The following is an 18,779-nucleotide window of genomic DNA, read 5'->3' as shown; positions in this document are numbered from 1 at the left end:
TTGACCGGTCGGGGAATAGTGGCAGGGGTGACGCTGATCGATGAGGGCGACGACCCGTACCGCTGGCTGGAGGAGCTGGACGGGGCGGACGCCGCCGGCTGGGTCCGCGAGCGCAACGCGGCGACCGTCGCGGCGCTGACCGGCGACGACGCGTTCGACGCTTGGCAGGCGGAGATCCGGCAGGTGCTCGACGCCGACGATCGCATCCCGTACCCGGGCTGGCGTGGCGACGGGTTCTACTACGGCTTCTGGCGGGACGCGGCGCACCCCCGAGGGCTGTGGCGGCGTACCACGCTGGCGGAGTACCGGCGGCCCGAGCCGGCCTGGGACGTCCTGCTCGACCTCGACGCGTTGGCCGCCGCCGAGGACGAGAACTGGGTCTGGGGCGGGGTGGCGGTGCTCAAACCCGGCCACCGACGCTGCCTGGTCAGCCTGTCCCGGGGCGGCACGGACGCGGTGGTGGTCCGCGAGTACGACCTGGACACCCGCGCCTTCGTCGCCGACGGGTTCACCCTCGACGAGGCCAAGAGCGACGTGGCCTGGATCGACGCCGACCGGATCTACGTCGGCACCGACCTCGGTCCCGGCTCGCTGACCACCTCCGGCTACCCGAGGGTGATCCGTCGGTGGCGGCGGGGCACCCCGCTGGCCGAGGCCGAGATCGTGTACGAGGGACAGGTCGACGACGTCTCCGCGTACGCCTCGCACGACCCGACGCCCGGATTCGTGCGCGACTTCGTCGGCCGCAGCCTGGACTTCTACCGGACCCGCAGCTTCCTGCTGACCCCCGACGGCGGGCAGGTCCCGATCCCGGTGCCCGACGACGCCCGGTGGAACGTGCACCGGGAGTGGCTGCTGATCCGGCCGCGCACACCGTGGGAGGTCGCCGGGGTCACCCATCCGGCCGGGGCCCTGCTGGTGGCCCGGTTCGACGACTTCCTCGCCGGGGACCGCGACCTCACCGTGCTGTTCGAGCCCGACGAGCGGACCGCGCTGAGCTACCACGTCTGGACCCGGCACCACCTGATCCTGGCCACCCTGGTCGACGTACGCCGGCGGCTGGAGGTGTTGACCCCCGACGGCCCGGAGCCTCTCGACGGCCCGGAGTCACCCGGTGGTCCGGGGCCCGGCGACGACGCCGGGTCGTCCGGGGGTGTCCGGTGGCGGCGGGAGCCGTTGGCCGGGGTGCCGGAGGAGGACGACAACTGGATCGTGGACACCGATCCCGACGTCGGCGACGACTACCTGATCGCCTCGACCGGCTACCTGCGGCCGGCGACGCTGCGGCTGGGTCGGATCGGCGGCGCGGTCGAGATCCTCAAGCGGGAGCCGGCGTTCTTCGACGCCACCGGCCTGACCGTGCGCCAGTTCTTCGCCACCTCCGCCGACGGGACCCGGGTGCCGTACTCCGTGGTGGGCGACCCGACGGCGTCCGCCGGGCCGACCCTGCTCACCGGGTACGGCGGGTTCGAGATCTCGCTGACGCCCCGCTACGACGGGGTGCTCGGCCGGGCCTGGCTGACCCGGGGCGGCAGCTACGTGGTGGCGAACATCCGGGGCGGCGGGGAGTACGGCCCGCAATGGCACCGGGCGGCGCTGCGCGAGAACCGCCCCCGGGCGTACGAGGACTTCGCCGCCGTCGCCGCCGACCTGGTGGCGCGGGGGATCACCACGCCGCAGCGGCTCGGCATCGAGGGCGGCAGCAATGGTGGACTGCTGATGGGGGCGATGCTGACCCGCTACCCGACGCTGGTCGGCGCGGTGGTGGCGAACGTGCCGTTGCTGGACATGCGCCGCTACCACCAGCTGCTCGCCGGGGCCTCCTGGATGGCCGAGTACGGCGACCCGGACGATCCGGCCGACTGGGCCTACCTGCGGGACTATTCGCCGTACCACAACGTGCGGCCCGGGGTGACGTACCCGCCGGTCCTGTTCGTCACCTCGACCCGCGACGACCGGGTGCATCCGGGACATGCCCGCAAGATGGCCGCCCTGCTGCGCGCGCACGGCCACGACGTGGCGTACTACGAGAACGTCGAGGGCGGGCACGGCGCGGCGAGCAACAACGCGCAGCGGGCGTTCCTGTCGGCGTTGACGTGGCGCTTCCTGTGGCAGCGGTTGGGCGGTCGGTGACGGCAGGAGGATTGCTCCCGGAGTCGCCCGGGAATGGATGCTCCGAACATAGATGAGAACGGGATTCTCAAGGCGACGTGAATGCTGAGGCAATATCTTCACGTATGTCGGCGTCGTGACAGCGGCGCTTTCCTCTTGAACGATGGTATCCGGCTGACTACTATCTGTAGTTACCGACTTCGGGGGGAATCATGGAACTCCGCTTTCTCGCCACCTCCAGCAACTCTGGATCATGCCCGAGCCTGTATGAGGCCGACAACGGTGACATCGTGGTGCAGGGCTACCGGTTGACCGACCCGGAAGCGCTCGCCCAACTGCGGGACGTGCTGCCCGGCGAGACATTCGTCGTGGTGCCCCGCGAACTGATGTCCTGGTTCGAGCAGAAAGACTGACATGGGGTCGCTCGTTACCGACCCCGCCACTTTCCAGCGCCTCTTCGAGGACTTCCACCACGCCGCCTTCAAGCTGGAGGTGCGCCGGTCGTACGGCGTGCCGTCCGAGGACGAGCCGTTCCAGGTCTTTCTCGCCGGGGGAGACCCGGGCGTCGACTGGCTCCGGTCCTGGCTCGACCTGATGCGGGTCGAGACCGCGAAGGGCAAGAGGGTGGAGCGGGTCCGGGTCGTCGACGAGCCACCGAGCGACTACCTGCGTTTCGAGATGTCGGTGACGCCCCACAACATCGCGGCGGGCGAGGACATCCGCTACCTCGACCGCCGCCGGGCCACCGAGCTGGCGCTGCCGCGGTACGACTTCTGGTTGTTCGACTCGCAGCTCGTCGCGTTCCTGCACTTCACCGACGATGACCAGTTCGTCGGTTTCAGCACCACCGAGGATCCGGCCGAGGTGTTGAAGCACTGCCAGTGCCGCGACCGGGCCTGGACGAGGGCCACCCCCTTCTCGGCGCCGCCGACCACCGTCGCGGCAGCGGCCTGATCGGCACCACGATGTTGCGGGGTCGACACGGACTGTCGGGCATCAATGCGATCGGCGCCCTCCCGGCCCGTCGACTCCTGAGTAGACGGTGTCATGAGTGACGACCGGGGCCGGGTGGACAACGATTTTTCCGGCCGCAGTGGGGCGGTGATCCAGGCCGGGCTCATTCAGGGAAACGTGAACCTGCGGACGATCACGGAGACGCCATTGCCGTCGCCCCGGCAGTTGCCCCCCGCGACCAAGGGGTTCATCGACCGCGAGGTGCACATTCAGCAGCTTGATTCGCTGCTCGACGAGGTCGAACTGATCACCGACAAGTCGCAGTTGCCCGTCGTCACCATCTCCACGATCTCGGGCAGCGCCGGGGTGGGAAAGACGGCGCTGGCCGTGCACTGGGCGCACCGGGTACGGCAACGCTTTCCCGACGGCGACCTCTACATCAACCTGCGCGGCTACGACGCCGTTCCGCCGCTGACCCCGCACGAGGCCCTCGACGGTTTTCTCCGGGCGATGGACGTGCCCGCCGAGAAGGTGCCGCGCGACCTGCACGACCGCACCGCGCTCTACCGGTCGTTGACCACCGGTCGGCGGATGCTGATCCTGCTCGACAACGCCGCCACCGCCGAGCAGGTGCGGCCACTGCTCCCCGCCGCACCGAGCTGCATGGTGATCATCACGAGCCGCAGCCGGCTGTCGGGGCTGACCGTCCGTGACGGCGCCATCAGGGCGGTGCTGGAGGTGTTGTCGCGCCAGGACGCGATCCGGCTGCTCGGGGTGACGATCGGCACCGAGCGGGTCGACCGGCAACCCGACGTGGTGGTCCGGCTGATCGAACTCTGTTCGTACCTGCCACTCGCCCTGCGCATCGTCGCCGACCGTGCCCGGCTCGACGAGGAACGGCCGCTCGCGGAGTTGGTGGAGGAGTTGACCGCCGAGGAGAGCCGCCTCGACGCGCTGGCCGTCGAGGAGGACGACCTGTCGGCCGTCCGGACGGTCTTCTCCTGGTCCTACCAGGCGCTGGCCGCCGAGACGGCGCGGATGTTCCGGCTGGTCGGCCTGCACCCCGGAGCCGACATCGCGCTCGACGCGGCAGCCCGCCTCACCGGGTTCGCCCCCTCGGTCGCGCGCCGCCACCTCGATTCGCTGGTCGGACTGCACCTGCTCACCCGCAGCGGACCGCACCGGTTCCGTCTGCACGATCTGCTGAGGCTGTACGCGATGGAGCGAGCGACCTTCGACGAGAGCCCGGAGGCCGTCCACGCCGCCCGGGAGCGACTGCTGCGAAGGTATCTGCACCACACCTACGCGGCCTACCGGGCGATCCTTCCGCAGGGCCGCCCCCTGCCCGACGTCGACATCCCACCCGACGCGACGCTCGACGATGCGCTGCGGTGGTGCGAACACGAACGGCTCAACCTGCTCGACGTCGTCCGTGCCGCGCCGGAGTGGGGTCATCACCGGCTCGGGTGGCAGATCGCGCTCGCCAGCATGGCCTTCTTCGAGCGCAGGTCCTACTGGAAGGCATGGATCGACAGCCACCTGGCGGGCCTGGTCTGCGCCCGTCACCTGGGTGACCGTCGTGCCGAAGGGTGGTTGCTGCTCAGCCTCGGCGACGCCTGGTGGGACCGGGGAGACCTCGACGAGGCCGGGCGCTGCTACGCCGGTTCGCTGCACGCGGCACGGGAGGTCGGAGACGCGTGGACCACCGGGTACGCCCTGCGCGGATGCGGCCTGGTGGACGAGGACCGGGGAGACTTTCCCGAGGCGACCCGCTACGCCCAGGAGGCGCTGCGGACCTTCCGGCAGTGGGGCGAGGAACGCGGCACCGGCCTGGCCCTGATGAGTCTCGGCAACGCGCAACGCGGTGCCGGTCGCTTCGCTGAGGCCCTTGTCTCGTACGACGACGCGACGACGGTGTTCGCGCGGCTGGGCAACCGGTGGAGCCAGGGGCTCGTCGCACTCCACCGTGGGCAGACGCTGCTGCACACCGGTGAGCCCGAGCAGGCGTTGGCGGCGGTGACCTCGGCCGCCGCGTTGTTCCGCGAACTCGGTGACCGCCGGCACGCCGCTCTGGCCCGCGCGTACGAGGGTGACGCCCACCTCCAGCTCCGCCAGCCGCACGCTGCCCGCGAAGCCCTGGCCGATGCGCTGCTGACGCTGCTGGAACTCGACGACCCCCTCGCGGCGGACGTGCAACGACGCCTGGCGGCCGTCGACCACGACGACACCTCAACCGACCAGGGGGAGCGGGATGGATGACCCGATTCTCACGGCGATCGCCGTGGCACTGTCGACCCGTGCCGTCGAGGGCCTGACCGATGCGGGAAGGGAGGCCCTCGCGTCGCTGATGCATCTCGTTCGCCGTAAGGCGACCGGCCACCGAGAGCTTCGGGCCTCGCTCGTCGCCGAGCCCACATCTCCCGAGGGCGACGACCGGGCCGTGGAGTTGCGCCGGGCACTGGGCGACGCCGCCGCCCGTGATCCGAGCTTCGACCAGGAGCTACGCCGCCGCTGGGAGACCTTCCAGCAGACGACCGTACGGGCCGACGCGGTGACCAACACGGTGTCGGGCCAGGTCACCGGCCCGGTGGTGCAGGCGCGCGACATCTCCGGCGGGGTGCACGTGGGCCTGCCCCCACAGCAGCACCGGCCCTGAAATCACCAAGGGTCGGTCGGCAGGTGCCCGATGATGGCCTGCACGATTCGCGAGTGAAGGTGAGCGGCCGGTTAGCGCCCGCAAGCGGTAAGCAACGCCTTGCCGAAAGCGACGCGGGTCACGTTGACCCGAGAGCTAGTGTGGGTTCCGTCCGATGCGGCAGAATTTCGGCTGTGCGAGTTCTTTGTGGTCGGGCATACATGACATGGCCTGTACGGACGTGCAGCCAGCTCCACATGCCTATAACGCGGTTCGTGTCCTTGGTGAGTGCGGGAACTCCGTGCTCATGTTGACCTTCAAAGCACAACGTAAAGCAAGCCCGTTTCCGGGAGTTTCCGCCGCGGATGCCGCTGCCGCCTGGGTCCTGCTTGACCGACGTGCCCCGCGATGCGGTCGTCCATCGCAATGAGCTGTCACTGGGACTGGCTCAGTGGCTGTCAGAAGCCCGACACTAATTAGTGATGTTGTGTGGCGCTAAACTACATTGCTCCGCGGCGGCCATCGCGAAGGATGGTTAGATACTGCCTTTTGGGCGGTTCGCAATACACTCTTTGTGGTAACTGGCGTCTTGGCGGACGCTGGTCAGGCCGTTTAGTGTGGCCATACTAGAAGGACGATAAATGAATCCCGGCCCTCCGCATCCTGAGCAGTCCGGCGACCGATACCCGACCGATGCTGAAATTAGTTCGATGAGTTCCGAAGAGTTGAGTGCCCTTGCTGAGTCGCTAGGTTCTCCGCCCCCTCGGAAGCCCGCGCGTCTGGGCCGGGTGTGGAAACCCTTACTTGTGGTCGGGGGAGGCATTCTTCTGTTTGCCGCTGGGCTTGGCGTGGGCGCGTTGGTGTTCAATTCCTCTGATGCTGCCGGTGCGGAGCAGGGCAAGTCCAAGCTGGTCCTGGCAACTGATAAGTGTTCAGTTGCATCAGTGGACGCACGCATCGGAGACGGGGGTAATTCGCTGACCTTGAATGGTGGAGGTAAGGAGGATTCCGGTCTAGCCTACACGGATATTGTATGCATCCTAAATGAGCTGGGCACGCCCGATCACGTTCTTTCTGAGATGGATTCAACTCGTGCTCTGGACGGCAAGCAGTCGGCTCAGTGGGGAGAGGTTCGCGCCTCTTGGACTTATCACCCGGATCAAGGGCTCGACCTGATTCTGGTACTGAATTAGCTTGCCGGATTTCAGAACACCAATGCAGCCCGGCGGCCACTCGGCCGCTACGTAGCGGCACTCGCAACGCGCCTCCGACCCGGGCTGCGATTCATCAGAATGGTCTGTCGATCGAGTTCCCAGAGATGGGCGGCGTGACGTCCGGAAAGTCCAGCTTCGCCATGATGCGCAAGTCGCGGCCACCTACGAGCACGCCGAGGGTAGGCGCGGGCAGCGGGCAACTACGGGCAGCGGGCGTTCCTGTGGGCGTTGACTCTGCGCTTCCTGTGGCAGCGGTTGGGCGGCGGTGACGGCGCGTCCTGACGTGATGGGGTCGATCGTCAGTATGCGGCACTCATGCTAAGCGTATGACTCGCAGTATCACGATCAGCTTGCCCGACGACGTGGCCGCCTACGTCGAACGCGCCCAGGGCAACAGGCCCGGTTTCATCGCGGGACTCCTCCGTCGGAGAATGCGGGCGGACGGCCTCCGGGTGCGCCGGGCGCAGCTCGGTTGCATCGTCACCGATGACGACGTTGAGTCGACGAGGAGTCGACTGGCAGCTCTGCCACCGATCAGTGAAGAGCAGCATGCCCGGAATCTCGAATGGCTTCGCCAGTTCGACGAGGACGGAAGCGCTTCGGCGTGAACAGCCTGCTCCTCGACGCCTCTGCGCTGCTCGCTTCCGGTTCGGGAACCAGTGTCGAATACGGTGCCATGCTCACGCGCGTCGAGGAGGACTCGGAGCAGCAGTTGTGGGTACTCGCGTTCGGGCCGGCGGTGACAGTGCGTGCCGGCCTGCCCGGTGGGTAGGCCGACACGGTCGAACGGTCAGGCAGGCTTTACCTGCGCTGGTGCAGCCGGGACGGTTCCGGTCTCCTTCAGCCCTGGGGCGGCTGCTGCTTGACGCTGGTCAGGAATCGCGTCCATGCCCGGGGTGCGAAGGCGAGAGCGGGACCAGCCGGGTCCTTGCTGTCGCGCAGTCCGACGACGGCGGGGAGGTTGGCGGCGACCTCGACACATTCGCCGCCGTTGTTGCTGCGGGTGGACTTGCGCCAGACAGCGCCGGTCAGGTCAGGCACGGTCGTACTCCTCTGCGGCTTGCTGGATCAGGCTGATGGATCGGGATTCGTTGAGAGCGCGGTTCATCATGTCCGCCCAGATGGCGTTGTAGGCGGCCGTCTCGTGTGACTTGTCGAGATAGATCGCTCCGGTGGCCGTCTCCAGGTACGTCACTGGTGGCTCCACCTCCTGACCACTGCCGTCGTGCGGGAATTCCAGGATCGAGAAGGCTCCCGTCATTGCTCCGGCGTGTAGCCCAGCAGAAAAAGTTAGCACTCGCACGGTTACGTTAGGTAGCTCTGATGCCTTGATGATCTGGCGAAGCTGCTCCGCCATGATCGTGGCGTTGCCGACCTGCCGCCGCAACACGGCTTCGTTGATTATCACGCAGAGTTGTGGAGCGGAGAACCGGGTAAGGAGGGACTGCCGATCGATCCTGAGTTGCACGGCACGTTGCTGATCCTCGATGGACTCAGAGTTGATTGCCCCGCCGGGCATTCGGAAGAGTTGCTCGGCGTAGGCTCGCGTCTGGAGCAGCCCTGGGACCAGCTCGGCCTGGTACTGCCGAAGACTGATCGCGGCCGATTCAAGTCCGATGTAGAGCTGGAACCAGCGGGGTAAGCCGGAGCCGACGTAGTCGTGCCACCAGTTCTTGTTCTCCCGGGTGGCCGCCGTCATGGCCAGGAGCAACTCGCTGTCCCCGGCGGAGGCCCCGTAGAGGTCGAGCATCTGCTGCACGTCGGCCTGCCGGTAGCGGACGTGCTCGGCACCGTTCTCGATCCGGTGCAGGGTGGCCCGTGCCCGGTCCAGGCGTTCGGCCGCCTGCTCCATCGTCAGCCCGGCCGCCCTGCGCAACGACTCGAACTTCCGCCCGATCTGGCGTCGGAGCATCGTCGTCCCGGTCACGGATTGTGACACCATCGTCCTCCCGGCTCGGCTGACCTGAACGCCCTCCCGTCCATTTTCGACGGCCCCGCGTCTCCGCAGTAATGGACACATTACACAGGGTGCCTATCTGTAGCTAGCGGTGCCGTCGCGCAGTGCAATTGAGACGTTGCAATCAGTGGCTTCCGGTGTTTGACTGCTTCGGCGGTCGTTGGGAAGTTCCCGCTGCTCAGCGACCATCTGAGCCCCGTTGTCGGGTAGTTGGTGAGTGCTGCGACGGCGGGTGCGCGGGGTGGGTCCGCCGGTGCGCGGCGGGCCGGTGGATCCACCCCAGCCCGGGTCGATCTTCAGGAGAGGCAGGTTCCGTCATGCGTGACTTCTTCCGCCGGATGCCGGAGGGCCGACGACCGTTGCCGGCGTCGGTGGGGCGTCGTCCGGCCGTACCCCCTCGGTTGTTGCCGTGGCAGGTGCGGGAGCGGCGGTTCCGGCCGGCGCGGTTCGGGCGGCGCGGGCTCGACCCGCAGGAGGTGCGGGAGTTCCTCGACCAGGTCGCCGGGGAACTGGCCGCCGTCTACGACGCGCTGCGGCAGAGCCGGCGGGAGGCCGGCCGGGTCAGGATCGCGCTGTGCCAGCTGCAAGCCGAGCGGGCGCACGGCCGCAACGAGCGGGAGTGGGACCGGTGACCGGGCGCTTCGTCATCCACCTGCCGGTGGTCGCCAACGACCTGCTTTCCGCACAACGGCTGGCCCGGGTGGTGGCGCACTGGACGCACGTCCTGCCGCAGACCGACCCGGGCGGCACCACCGTCTCCGCCGAGGACGACCAGAACGCCCGCCACTGGGTGTTCTGTGACCGGCTGCTCTCCGGTGGTCGGCGCTGTCTGCTCCGCCCCGACCACGACGGCGAGTGCTCCCGGCGGCGCGGGTGGCGGTGAGCGGGCATCCGGTGAGGGCGGCGCCGCGCGTCCGGGCCGACCGACCGTGACGCTACGGTGCCGTCCGGCTCACCGGCGGGGGGCGTTGCCCGCCGTCGCCGGGGCCTGCGTCATCCGCACCGCCCAGTCCAGGGCGTAGTCGGCGACCGCCTCCCAGCCCGGCTCACCCACAGTGAAGTGGGAGCGGCCGGGAAACTCGTGGTACGCGGTCACCGCCCGCGACTTCTGATAGAGCCCGGCGTTCGCCTTGACCAGCGACGGCGGGGACACGTGGTCCTCGCCGCCGGCGATCAGCAGCAACGGCGGCCGGTCGTCGCGGCCGGTGTCGACGGTCGCGGCGGAGTGCGGGTCGAGGTTGGCGAACGCCCCCTCGAAGAGCACGTGACCGGCGGCGGGGACGGCGTAGCGCCGCCAGGCCCGGTCGGAGTCGTCCGGCTGGAGGGTGTTGCCGAAGGCGTAGCGGAACTCGTCCGGGCTGATCTGTACCCCCCGGTGCCGGTTGACCGGGCTGTGCAACACCGGGTACGACGCCCGCAGCGTGCTGATCGGCAGCCGGAGCACCCCCTTGACCGGCGCGGACGCGACCGCCACGGTGGCCGCGCCGAGACCCCGGTCGGCCAGCACCTGGGCGACCAGCCCGCCGAACGAGTGGCCGATCACGATCGGTGGGCCGGGCAGTTCGCGGAGCACCGCCGCGTAGTGGTCGATCACCTGCCGCAGGGTCGTTCCCGCGATCGTGCCCGGGTCGGCCCGCAGCGCGGTCACCTCCCGGTCGAAGCCCGGCCAGGCCGGGGCGAGCACCCGGAACCCGCGTGCGGCGTACCGCTCGGCCCACCCCTCCCAGCTGCGCGGTGTCATCCACAGCCCGTGCACGAACACCACCGTGTCGACCCGCCCGCCCGACGTGTTCCCCATGCCGTCCTCCCCGACCTCACCCACCCCCAACCCCGGCCGCATACCCACCTTCCACCCCCCGATGCCCCCGCCGACCAGCCACACCCCACCCCGATCGGCCGCTGTCACCTCATGCGGATGCACCCGGTGATCAAGAGGTTTGCGTCATCCGCCGGCCGGATTTTGTCGCAAACCTCTTGATCACCGGGGTGGCTGGGGCCGGCCGGGGTGGCCTGGGCGGGGGAGGGGGCGGGGGTCAGGAGGTGGGGAGGGTGTCGACGACGACCAGTTCGGTGCCGGGGCGGACCTCGTCGAGGAGGGTCTGCTGGGCGGTGCGGGTCAGCCGGATGCAGCCGTTGGTGACGTTCTCGCCGAGGGTGTCGTCGTCCTGCCAGGTGTGCAGGCCGATGTGTGCGCCCTTGAGGCCGGTGGGCACCGCGTCCAGGTCGTCGGGGATCGCGCCGAGGGCGAAGACGTCCACCCCGCCGTAGACCGGCTCGGGCGGGGGCGTGGTGCCGAGGATGAAGGTCCGGCCGAGCGGGGTCTCCTGGCCGGGCAGGCCGAGGCTGACCGGCCAGGTGTGCTGCGGGCTGCCGTGCCGGTACCAGGTGAGCCGGTGGGTCCGCCGCTGCACCACGAGCTGGTCACGCAGGGCCACCGGGGTCCAGCCGCCCGCCGGGAGCCAGGCCAGTCGGCGGCTCGCCGAGGGCAGCAGGACCGCCGTCCAGCCGGTCCGGCGTTCCACCACCGGCATGGTCAGCTCGACACCGTTGATGGTGGGGGCGAGCAGGGCGCGGGGTCGTCCGCCGGGTGCGTCGTACGCGGCGATGTTCCGGGTCGGGGTGAGCCCCTCGGTCAACGGGGTCACGTCGAGCGGACGCGGGTCGGCCGGGAAGCCGGCGGGTGCCGGGTCGTAGTCGATCACCGGCAGCCCGGCGGGGGCCGGTGCGGCGGGCGGCACGGTCTCGTCCTCGGCCGGGGCGGCGGTCGCGGTCGGTGGCGGGGCGGCCCGGCGGGTCGGTGCGGGTGCGTCGTACCGCAGCGCCGCGCCGACCAGCAGGGTCAGCACCAGCAGCGCCGGTACGCCGACGACGGCGGCGAGCGGACCACGCCCCCACCGGTCAATCATTCGGTCAAACAGCACAAAGCAAGACTAACGGGTGCAGAGCTTCCGGTTGGCGTGAATCGTCCGGACGCGGGTTCCCGAGGGGCGGTGCCGGTCAGCGGATGGACGGCCGTCGCTGCGCCGGGCGCTGTCGACGCGGTGCGCCGGGGGCTACACGTGCGCCGGGCCGGGGTGGTTCGACAATCCACCGAGAATTTTCACCACCCGCACTGATCCGTACGCGCCGGAGGTCCGTACTGGAGGTGGGAGCAAGGTCGGCCGGTGGTGGCGCCGCCGTTAGACGATCGAGGAGCAGATGGCCCGGGCAAAGCAGAACGAGAAGGCCGCGACCGTCCGGACCTCCACCAGTAGCCGTGGTGTCCGGACCGTGTCGAAATCCGTGCTGGCACTGATGGTGGCGTCCGCGCTGGGCCTGCTCTGGGCGGGCGTGGAGATGACCGGCAACGGTGCGGTGATGTACGCGTACGGGTTCTTCTTCACCGAGTTCTTCGCCGGGGTGGTCACCCTGGTGGCGCTCAGCCTCACCGTGATGATGGGCCTGCTCGCCACCGACCGGCTGGTTCTCATGATCCGGCACCGGGTGCTGCTCCAGTCCGCGCACCGGGCCACCGGTGTCCTCGCCGTCGCCGGCCTGGTGTTCCACGTCATCACCAAGATCGCGATCGGCCGGGCCGGGCCCAGCGACGCCGTGGTCCCGTTCATCGGCGGCAGCGGGCTCTACGTCGGCTTCGGCACGGTGGCCGCGTTCCTCATGGTGAGCGTCTTCTGGACCGGCATCGTCCGGGTCCGCTTCGCCGGCGTCGGCCCCAAGTGGTTCTGGCGCAGCCTGCACTCCCTGGCCTACCTCTCCTGGCCGTTCGCCCTGTTCCACGGCCTCAACGCCGGCCGCGCCGCCAAGTCCTGGGTGGTGCTCAGCTACCTGGCCTGCGTCCTGCTGGTGGTGGTGGCGCTGATGGTGCGGCTGTCGGTCTACCTCGGCAAGCGCACCCGCGAGCAGCAGCAGGCCGCCGCGCTGAACAAGGCGATGACCGCCAAGGCGACCGAGGAGGGCAAGGGTCGGACGCTGCTCAGTGGGCTCGGCCGTAAGAAGGAGGAGGAGACCAGGGAGAGCCGGACGGGTTGGGCCGAGGTCGCCCTGGCCCCGTCGTGGAACGCGCCGACCGGCGCCGCCCGGCGTCGTGACCCCGAGCGGTTCACCGTTCCGGTGGTGCCCGAGCCCGGCACCCTGCGGGAACCCGTCCGCGGTGGCCGACCCGCCCGGGAGACGCCGCCGGCCCCCCGCCGCGAGCGCGACCTGGAACCGGCCGCCCGCCGCCGGACCGTCGAACGCGAAGAGCGCGACGAACGGCCCCGCCGCCGCGACGAGGACGTCGCCCCGGTGTCGGGCACCCGCCGGTCCCGCTACGAGGAGGACGTCGCCCCGGTGTCGGGCACCCGCGGGTCCCGCTATGAGGAGGACGTGGCCCCGGTGTCGGGCACCCGTCGCGTCCGCTACGAGGAGGATGTGGCCCCGGTCTCCGGCAGTCGCCGGTCCCGGTACGAGGAGGACGTGGCCCCGGTGTCGGGCACCCGTCGCTCCCGGTACGAGGAGGAGGTCGCCCCGGTCTCCGGTGGCCGCCGCGCCCGGTACGAGGAGGACGTGGCCCCGGTGTCGGGCACCCGTCGCTCCCGGTACGAAGAGGACATCGCCCCGGTCTCCACCGGTCGCCGGGCCCGACGCGACGACGACGACCTGGCCGCCCGCTACTCGGCACCGCCCCGGCGGCGCACCGAGGAGCCCGAGGAGCCGTGGGACAGCCCGAGCCGGTGGTCGGAGTCCAACCGCCCCGTCTCGGCCGAACCGATCTCCGCCGCCCCGCGCAGCGGCTCCGGCCGGCACAGCGTCGAGCCGGACGTGCCCGAGGAGCCGGACTACTGGCGTCCGCCGGCCCGCTACGTCGCCGACGACATCCCGGTCGACGACACCCCGACCCTGGTCGACCTGGCCTCCCGGCGGGCCCGCAAGGCCACCGGCGACGGCCGGAGCCGGCGCAAGGGCAAGGCCAACGCGGACGCCGTCGACGGGGCGTACTGGGCCGGGCTGCGCGGTGAAGCCAAGTGATGCGTACCAAGGTGCCCCCGGTCGCCTGCATCGGCGAGCCCCGGCTCACCGCCGGCTTCGCCGAGTACGGCCGGCTCGACCTGATGGCACACGAGATGGAGCACGGCCCGATCGGCCCGATGGAACCCGCCAACCTGCTCCGGCTGGCCGAGGCCATCCAGCTCAAGGGCAAGGGCGGGGCCGGCTTCCCGTTCTACCGCAAGTTCAAGGCGGTGCTGGAGTCCTGTGAACGGCAGGACCTGCCCGCCGTGGTGGTGGTCAACGCCACCGAGGGGGAACCGGCCAGTTGGAAGGACAAGGTGCTGCTCACCCGGGCCCCGCACCTGATCCTCGACGGCGCCGCGCTGTCCGCCTACGCGCTGGACGCCGAGGAGATCGTGCTCTGCGTCGCCGACGACCTGATCGGCCGGGAATCGCTCACCGAGGCCCTCGCCGAACGCCGGATGCCGGTGCCCACCACCATCGTCACCGTGCCGCACCGGTTCATCTCCGGCGAGGGCGGCGCGCTGGTCAACGGGATCAACGGACTGCCGCACATCCCGCCGGGCACCAAGAAGCGGTCCAGCGACTCGGGCGTACGCAACCTGCCCACCCTGCTGTCCAACGCCGAGACGTACGCCCAGGTGGCGATCGCCGCCCGGCTCGGCCCGTACGAGTACGCGGCGCTCGGCACCGACGACGAGCCGGGCACCGTGCTGCTCACCGTGACCGGCCAGGCCAAGCGCGCCGCCGTGGTGGAGTGCGCCGCCGGCACCCCGCTACGGGACATCCTCGAACTGTGCGAGGTGCCGGAGGGGCCGGGCATCCTGATGGGCGGCTACCACGGTCGCTGGATCACCTGGGAGGCGGCGCAGCGGGCCGAGCTCACCCGCAAGAGCCTCACCAGCGTGGGCGGCACCCTCGGCGCCGGCATCATCATCCCGCTCGGCCGGGACACCTGCCCGCTCGGCGAGGCCGCCCAGGTGGTCCGCTACCTGGCCGGGGAGTCCGCCGGCCAGTGCGGGCCGTGCAAGCGGGGCCTGCCCGACCTGGCCCGCGCCGTCGACCTGGCGGTCTCCGGCAGCGCCCCGGTGGAGGTCGTCCGGGCCGCCGCCGGCGACGTGAAGGGCCGGGGCGCGTGCAGCCACCCCGACGGCACCTCCCGCTTCGCGCTCTCCGCGATGGAGGTGTTCGCCGACGACCTGCGGCAGCACACCACCGGTGAGGGGTGCGGCAAACGGGTCAAGGGCGTGATGGGGTTGCCCGGCGCCCCCGACGCCAACCCCAAGATGCTCACCCTGGACTGGTCCCGTTGCGACGGGCACGGGCTCTGCGCCCACGTCGTACCGGACTTCATCCGGCTCGACGCCAACGGCTACCCCGCCTTCCCGCCCACCCCCGTGCCGACCTGGCTGAAGGAGGGGGCGATGAAGGCCGTCAAGGTCTGCCCCGAACTCGCGCTGCGGCTGGTCGAGGTCAAGTAGCACCGTCGAGGTCACCCGGCACCGTCCAGGTCACGTAGCACCACCGAGAGGAGATTCGGATGCGGTCGTCGTACCCCAGGACTCGGCCGGGTGGCCGCCCGGCCGCCCGGCTCGCCGTCGCCGCCACCCTGGCCGGCACCCTGCTGGCCGCCTCGGCGTGCGCCGTCGGGCCGACGTCGGCGCAACCCGCCGCCGAGGTCGCCGTGCCGATCGCCACCTCGTCGCCGTTGTCCGCCGGGCCGACCCCGACCGGCGCACCCACCGCGACCGGCGCACCCGCCCCGGTGCCCGACGCGTTGCGCTTCACCGCAAAGACCCTCGACGGTACGGCCTTCTCCGCCGCCGCCCTGGCCGGCCGGCCGGTGGTGCTCTGGTTCTGGGCGCCGTGGTGCGCCACCTGCGCCAGCCAGGCGTGGACGGTCGCCGAGATCGCCCCGAAGTACCGGGACACCGTGCCGATCGTCGGGGTGGCCGGCCTCGGCGAGCAGAAGGCGATGCGCAGCTTCGTCACCGAGTTCGAACTCGGCGGCACCACGCAGATCGACGACCGGGCGGGCGCGCTGTGGCGTCGCTTCGAGATCGTCGAACAGAGCACCTTCCTGATCATCGATCGGGACGGGAAGGTCGTCCACCAGGGCTTCCTCGACGGTGAGGACCTGACCCGCCGGGTCGCCGCCCTGGCCGGCTGATGACCGGCCCGCTGCTGCTCGCGCTGACCGCCGGGATGCTCGGCGCGGTCAACCCGTGCGGCTTCGCGATGCTGCCGGCGTACCTGTCGCTGCTGGTCGCCGGGCCGCCGGACGGCCGGGGCGCGATCGGCCGGGCGCTCACCGCGGCGGCCGGCCTGACCTGCGGGTACGTCGTGGTGTTCGGCGCCTTCGGACTGGCCGTCGCGCCCCTGGCCGACTGGCTGCGCCCCCGGCTGCCGTGGCTGACCGTGACACTGGGGCTGGGCCTGCTGGCGCTCGGGTTGTGGCTGCTCGCCGGCCGCCGGCTGCCCACCCCGCGTCCGTCGGCCCGCGCGCCCCGGCTGACCCGCTCGCTGCCGTCCATGGCGCTGTTCGGCATGGCGTACGCGCTGGCGTCGCTGAGCTGCTCGATCGCGCCGTTCCTGGCGATCGTGGTGACCAGCCTCCAGGCCGGCTCGACCCTGCGCGGCCTGGCGCTGTTCGTCGCGTACGCGATCGGGATGGGTCTGGTGGTGGCGGTGGCGGCGCTCGGCGTGGCCCTGCTCCGTGGCCGGGTGGTACGCGGGCTGCGCGGGGCCGGTGCCTGGGTGCCCCGCCTCAGCGGCCTGGTGCTGCTCGTCGCCGGCGGCTACGTCGCCTGGTACGGCTGGTACGAGGTCCGGCTCGCCCGGGGTCGGCACGACGCCTTCGGCGACCCGGTGGTCGTCGGCGCGGCCCGGGTCCAACGAATGCTGGTGACGACCCTGGATGCGGCCGGGCCGGTGGTGCTCGCCGGGCTGCTGGTCGGGCTGCTCGCGGTGGCGGCACTGCTGCACCGCAGCCGCACCCGGGCCGGTGACACCGAACGGGTGTGAACGCGGCGGGTCGGTCGTCGCCGCAGTGGCGTGCGCGGCCGGTCGACCAGGTGGCGTGCGCGGCGGGTCGGTGGTCGCCGGGATGGTCTGCCCGGCCGCGCGCCGGGGTGGTGCGTGCGGTGGTCGGCAGTGCGTGCGGTGAGGGGCGGGAGCCCGGAGGCCCCGCCCCTCACCGGAAGCCTCAGCGCAGCGGGGTGAGGCGGTCGGTGCCGAGCCGGTCGCGGAGCACCTCGGGCACCAGCACCGAGCCGTCGGGCTGCTGGAACTGCTCCAGGATGGCCGGGAAGAGCCGGCTGGTGGCCAGCGCCGACCCGTTGAGCGTGTGCACGAAGCGGGTCTGCTTGCCGCCCGGCTCGCGGTATCGGATGGCCGCGCGGCGGGCCTGGTAGTCACCGGCCCAGGAGACCGACGACACCTCCTTGTACTTGCCGGTGCTCGGCATCCACACCTCGATGTCGAGGGTCTTCTTCATCGATGCGCTGGCGTCACCGGCGGAGAGCAGGCTGCGCTGGTAGTGCAGGCCCAGCTTCTCGACCAGGCTCTCCGCGTGGCCGAGCATCTCCTCCAGCGCCGCGTCGGCCTGCTCCGGCAGGGTGAACTGGAAGATCTCCACCTTGTTGAACTGGTGCCCGCGCACGGTGCCGCGCTCATCCGAGTGCGAACCGGCCGCCTCCCGCCGGTAGCAGGGGGTGTACGCGAACGCCTTCAGCGGCAGCTTCGGCGTCTCCAGGATCTCGTTCTGGTAGGCGCCGAGGATGGCGGTCTCGGAGGTGGGCAGCAGGAACTGCCCGCGCGGGGCGGACTCCCGGTCCAGGTGGTAGACGTCGTCATAGAACTTCGGGAACTGGCCGGCGGCGAAACCGGCGGTGTCCAGCAGCAGGTGCGGCGGGAGCAGGAACTCGTAGCCGGCCCGCACGTGCTCGTCGATGAACCAGTTGATCAGCGCCCACTCCAGCCGGGCGCCCAGGCCGGTGTACATCCAGAAGCCCGAACCACCGAGCTTGACGCCCCGCTCGTGGTCGACCAGGCCGAGCGCGCGGCTCAGCTCCACATGGTCGCGGATCTTCTCGATGACCGGGGGCTCGCCGAAGGTCTTCACCACCCGGTTGGCCTCCTTGCCGCCCGGCACGACGTCGTCGGCGGGCAGGTTGGGCAGCTCGCTCATCGTGCCGCGCAGCCGGGACTGCACCTCGTCCAGCTGGGACTCCAGCTCGGCGAGCTGCTTACGCTCGGCCTCCGGCGCGACGGACTCCGGCGTGGTGCCGGCCCGCTTCGCCTGCGCGTACGCCCGGGCCTCGGCCTTGCGGCGCTGCCGCTCGGCGTCGATCTCCGTGATCAGGGCGCGACGCTCCTGGTCGAGTCGCTGGATGTCGTCCAGGACCCGATTGACCTCGGCGGGATCCAGCCGCTTCGCCAGCGCGGTCGCCACCGCCTCGCGATCCTTCCGGATCAACTCCATGTCGAGCATGCTGCTCCGTACGCTCCGTCCAGGCGGTCGGGGTGGGACCCTCCGATGCTACCGTCGCGCCCGCCGGCCCCCGGCCCCGGCCGGACGCCCCGGCCGGACGCCCCCGCCGGACGCCCCCGCGCCGCCGACGCTGCGTGCGCGCCGATATCTGTGCCGGCACCTGGCCTGTACCTGGTCTTTGCTGGCGCCTGGGCCGCGCGTGGCCGGTCCTGAGCTGGATGGCCCGTGCGCTGGTGTTGGCCCTAGGCTCCCCCTGCCTGCCTGCCTGCCTGCCTGCCCTGCCTGGTCGTGGTGCGCTTACCGCTGCCGACCGGCGTTTCGTCGGGCAGCCCGCACCCCCCAGTCGCCATCGTTTCGGCCGTGCTGGCCGCTCATTGCCGGCCTGCGAGGTCGGAGGAAACAAAGCCCGTCCGATCTCGACACATGCCA

The 18,779-nt window shown here is 70.8% G+C and carries 19 protein-coding genes; 14 read left to right on the top strand and 5 right to left on the bottom strand.

Annotation, left to right across the window (positions count from 1 at the left end):
* Positions 1 to 27 precede the first annotated feature (27 nt).
* The 8 genes from ACQP1S_RS24420 (at position 28) to ACQP1S_RS24385 (ending at position 7,687) form a co-directional block, all read left to right on the top strand.
* A complete protein-coding gene (locus tag ACQP1S_RS24420) occupies positions 28 to 2,133 on the top strand; it encodes a prolyl oligopeptidase family serine peptidase (RefSeq protein WP_432899609.1) in 2,106 nt (701 codons plus the stop codon).
* A gap of 191 nt (positions 2,134 to 2,324) precedes the next feature.
* Positions 2,325 to 2,525, top strand: coding sequence for a hypothetical protein (locus ACQP1S_RS24415; protein WP_432899606.1), 201 nt, complete (start codon positions 2,325 to 2,327; stop codon positions 2,523 to 2,525).
* Between the two features lies 1 nt (position 2,526).
* A complete protein-coding gene (locus ACQP1S_RS24410; RefSeq protein ID WP_432899604.1) occupies positions 2,527 to 3,066 on the top strand; it encodes a DUF6879 family protein in 540 nt (179 codons plus the stop codon).
* A gap of 93 nt (positions 3,067 to 3,159) precedes the next feature.
* Positions 3,160 to 5,325, top strand: a complete 2,166-nt coding sequence (locus ACQP1S_RS24405) for an ATP-binding protein (protein ID WP_432899601.1) — start codon at positions 3,160 to 3,162, stop codon at positions 5,323 to 5,325.
* Complete coding sequence (locus ACQP1S_RS24400) at positions 5,318 to 5,722, top strand: hypothetical protein (RefSeq protein ID WP_432899599.1); 405 nt, start codon at positions 5,318 to 5,320, stop codon at positions 5,720 to 5,722. The genes ACQP1S_RS24405 and ACQP1S_RS24400 overlap by 8 nt, the downstream gene beginning before the upstream one ends.
* 689 nt (positions 5,723 to 6,411) lie before the next feature.
* Entirely contained in the window at positions 6,412 to 6,894 is a 483-nt protein-coding gene (locus ACQP1S_RS24395) for a hypothetical protein (protein WP_432899596.1), read from the top strand.
* Between the two features lie 347 nt (positions 6,895 to 7,241).
* Positions 7,242 to 7,523: a hypothetical protein gene (locus ACQP1S_RS24390; protein ID WP_432899593.1), complete on the top strand. Its 282-nt coding sequence runs from the start codon at positions 7,242 to 7,244 to the stop codon at positions 7,521 to 7,523.
* Positions 7,520 to 7,687 (top strand): hypothetical protein, encoded by a 168-nt coding sequence (locus ACQP1S_RS24385; protein ID WP_432899590.1) that lies wholly within the window; start codon positions 7,520 to 7,522, stop codon positions 7,685 to 7,687. The genes ACQP1S_RS24390 and ACQP1S_RS24385 overlap by 4 nt, the downstream gene beginning before the upstream one ends.
* Positions 7,688 to 7,755: 68 nt before the next feature.
* On the opposite strand, the gene ACQP1S_RS24380 is transcribed toward ACQP1S_RS24385, so the two are convergent.
* Positions 7,756 to 7,956 (bottom strand): DUF397 domain-containing protein, encoded by a 201-nt coding sequence (locus tag ACQP1S_RS24380; RefSeq protein ID WP_432899587.1) that lies wholly within the window; start codon positions 7,954 to 7,956, stop codon positions 7,756 to 7,758.
* Positions 7,949 to 8,827 (bottom strand): helix-turn-helix domain-containing protein, encoded by an 879-nt coding sequence (locus ACQP1S_RS24375; RefSeq protein ID WP_432908275.1) that lies wholly within the window; start codon positions 8,825 to 8,827, stop codon positions 7,949 to 7,951. The genes ACQP1S_RS24380 and ACQP1S_RS24375 overlap by 8 nt, the downstream gene beginning before the upstream one ends.
* 362 nt (positions 8,828 to 9,189) lie before the next feature.
* Here ACQP1S_RS24375 and ACQP1S_RS24370 point away from each other — a divergent pair, with 362 nt between their 5' ends.
* Positions 9,190 to 9,504 (top strand): DivIVA domain-containing protein, encoded by a 315-nt coding sequence (locus ACQP1S_RS24370; RefSeq protein WP_432899584.1) that lies wholly within the window; start codon positions 9,190 to 9,192, stop codon positions 9,502 to 9,504.
* Positions 9,501 to 9,755 (top strand): hypothetical protein, encoded by a 255-nt coding sequence (locus ACQP1S_RS24365; RefSeq protein WP_091238959.1) that lies wholly within the window; start codon positions 9,501 to 9,503, stop codon positions 9,753 to 9,755. Before ACQP1S_RS24370 ends, ACQP1S_RS24365 begins: the two co-directional genes overlap by 4 nt.
* Positions 9,756 to 9,824: 69 nt before the next feature.
* Here the strand turns inward: ACQP1S_RS24365 and ACQP1S_RS24360 are convergent, their stop codons facing one another.
* Together ACQP1S_RS24360 and ACQP1S_RS24355 are read right to left on the bottom strand one after the other, a co-directional pair.
* Positions 9,825 to 10,670, bottom strand: coding sequence for an alpha/beta hydrolase (locus ACQP1S_RS24360; RefSeq protein ID WP_432899581.1), 846 nt, complete (start codon positions 10,668 to 10,670; stop codon positions 9,825 to 9,827).
* A 235-nt stretch (positions 10,671 to 10,905) separates the two neighbouring features.
* Positions 10,906 to 11,793 (bottom strand): L,D-transpeptidase, encoded by an 888-nt coding sequence (locus tag ACQP1S_RS24355; protein WP_432899578.1) that lies wholly within the window; start codon positions 11,791 to 11,793, stop codon positions 10,906 to 10,908.
* A 277-nt stretch (positions 11,794 to 12,070) separates the two neighbouring features.
* On the opposite strand from ACQP1S_RS24355, the gene ACQP1S_RS24350 reads away from it, so the two are divergent.
* The 4 genes from ACQP1S_RS24350 to ACQP1S_RS24335 are packed head-to-tail and all read left to right on the top strand — an operon-like array spanning position 12,071 to position 16,882.
* The gene (locus ACQP1S_RS24350; RefSeq protein ID WP_432899575.1) at positions 12,071 to 13,876 is read left to right on the top strand and encodes a hypothetical protein; all 1,806 of its coding nucleotides are present in this window, start codon (positions 12,071 to 12,073) and stop codon (positions 13,874 to 13,876) included.
* Positions 13,873 to 15,339, top strand: a complete 1,467-nt coding sequence (locus ACQP1S_RS24345; RefSeq protein ID WP_091238291.1) for an NADH-quinone oxidoreductase subunit NuoF family protein — start codon at positions 13,873 to 13,875, stop codon at positions 15,337 to 15,339. The genes ACQP1S_RS24350 and ACQP1S_RS24345 overlap by 4 nt, the downstream gene beginning before the upstream one ends.
* A gap of 59 nt (positions 15,340 to 15,398) precedes the next feature.
* The gene (locus tag ACQP1S_RS24340) at positions 15,399 to 16,028 is read left to right on the top strand and encodes a redoxin domain-containing protein (RefSeq protein WP_432899571.1); all 630 of its coding nucleotides are present in this window, start codon (positions 15,399 to 15,401) and stop codon (positions 16,026 to 16,028) included.
* The gene (locus tag ACQP1S_RS24335; protein WP_432899568.1) at positions 16,028 to 16,882 is read left to right on the top strand and encodes a cytochrome c biogenesis CcdA family protein; all 855 of its coding nucleotides are present in this window, start codon (positions 16,028 to 16,030) and stop codon (positions 16,880 to 16,882) included. Before ACQP1S_RS24340 ends, ACQP1S_RS24335 begins: the two co-directional genes overlap by 1 nt.
* A 181-nt stretch (positions 16,883 to 17,063) precedes the next feature.
* Here ACQP1S_RS24335 and serS read toward each other — a convergent pair whose 3' ends face one another.
* Positions 17,064 to 18,350, bottom strand: coding sequence for a serine--tRNA ligase (gene serS / locus ACQP1S_RS24330; RefSeq protein WP_432899565.1), 1,287 nt, complete (start codon positions 18,348 to 18,350; stop codon positions 17,064 to 17,066).
* Between the last annotated feature and the right edge of the window lie 429 nt (positions 18,351 to 18,779).

Origin of the sequence: Micromonospora matsumotoense, assembly GCF_050951065.1 — a bacterium.
GTDB lineage: Bacteria > Actinomycetota > Actinomycetes > Mycobacteriales > Micromonosporaceae > Micromonospora > Micromonospora matsumotoensis.
Note: the sequence above shows the minus strand (reverse complement) of the source record. Positions and strands in the feature narration are given on the sequence as shown.